This window comes from Bradyrhizobium sp. SHOUNA76 (assembly GCF_023006445.1).
Lineage (GTDB): Bacteria > Pseudomonadota > Alphaproteobacteria > Rhizobiales > Xanthobacteraceae > Bradyrhizobium.
Window position 1 is genome coordinate 1 of record NZ_JALBHA010000994.1, and the last position, 870, is coordinate 870.

Sequence of the window (870 nt, forward strand, 5' to 3'; positions counted from 1 at the left end):
GGCTCGGCACCGCGCCGCCGGCGCAGCCGCCCGCGCCCAACAACGGCATCGCCTGGATCTACGGCGCCGGCGGCATTCAATATGTCTTTGCGCGCGATCCCAAGCTCGACGTCACCACCTACAAGGTGGAGGAGCACAAGGCGCGGCTGCTCGAGGTCTCGAAGCTGATGGATTCGACCGATTCCGATCTCAGCCGTTTCCGCGGCCGCGGCGGCCGGCTGATCATGCTCGAGCACATGGCGGACTACGCCCAGAGCCCCTACGCCGGCATCCGCTATTTCGAGAGCGTCGAGCGCAAGCTCGGCAAGGCCGAAACGGCCGAGTTTGCGCGGCTCTACACCGCGCCTGGCGTCGATCATGTCGGCTCCGGCGCGCCGGCCAATGTCGATATGCTGAGCGTGCTGGTCGACTGGGTCGAGAAGGCGAAGGCGCCCGGCGATCTCGAGGTTATCGAGCAGAAGGTCGAGCCGCCTTCATTCGCGACCCTGCGCGCGCTGCCGCTGTGCCGCTGGCCGGCCTGGCCGCATTACAAGGCGGGTGCGGTGACGGAGGCGGCGAGCTTCACCTGCGCGCCGTAGCGGAACGGCTGGTTTGACAACCGCCTCACGCTCGGTTAGATAGTTCGCATGCGAAATAAACCGGCCGACGCGCGGCATCATCGGCTGATCTACCTGCTGAGCGTCGCACAACGCCGGCTGCAGCGCTGGATGGCGGCGCGGCCCGAGAGCGAGGTGACGCCGGCGCAAGCGGGACTGCTGTTCATCCTCGGCAAGCAGGACGGCGTCCTGATGGGCGAGGCGGGCGCGGCGCTCGATCTGGGGCCGGCCGGCATTTCCGGCCTCGTCGACCGCACCGAGGCTGCGAAGCTGA

The 870-nt window shown here is 68.0% G+C and carries 1 protein-coding gene and 1 pseudogene; both read left to right on the plus strand.

Annotated elements, in window-relative coordinates; all coding sequences use genetic code 11:
* A partial coding sequence (locus MOV74_RS39215; protein ID WP_246932981.1) for a tannase/feruloyl esterase family alpha/beta hydrolase occupies positions 1-578 on the plus strand: 578 nt, incomplete at its 5' end.
* A 48-nt stretch (positions 579-626) separates the two neighbouring features.
* Positions 627-870, plus strand: a pseudogene (locus tag MOV74_RS39220) (MarR family transcriptional regulator); the annotation flags it as partial.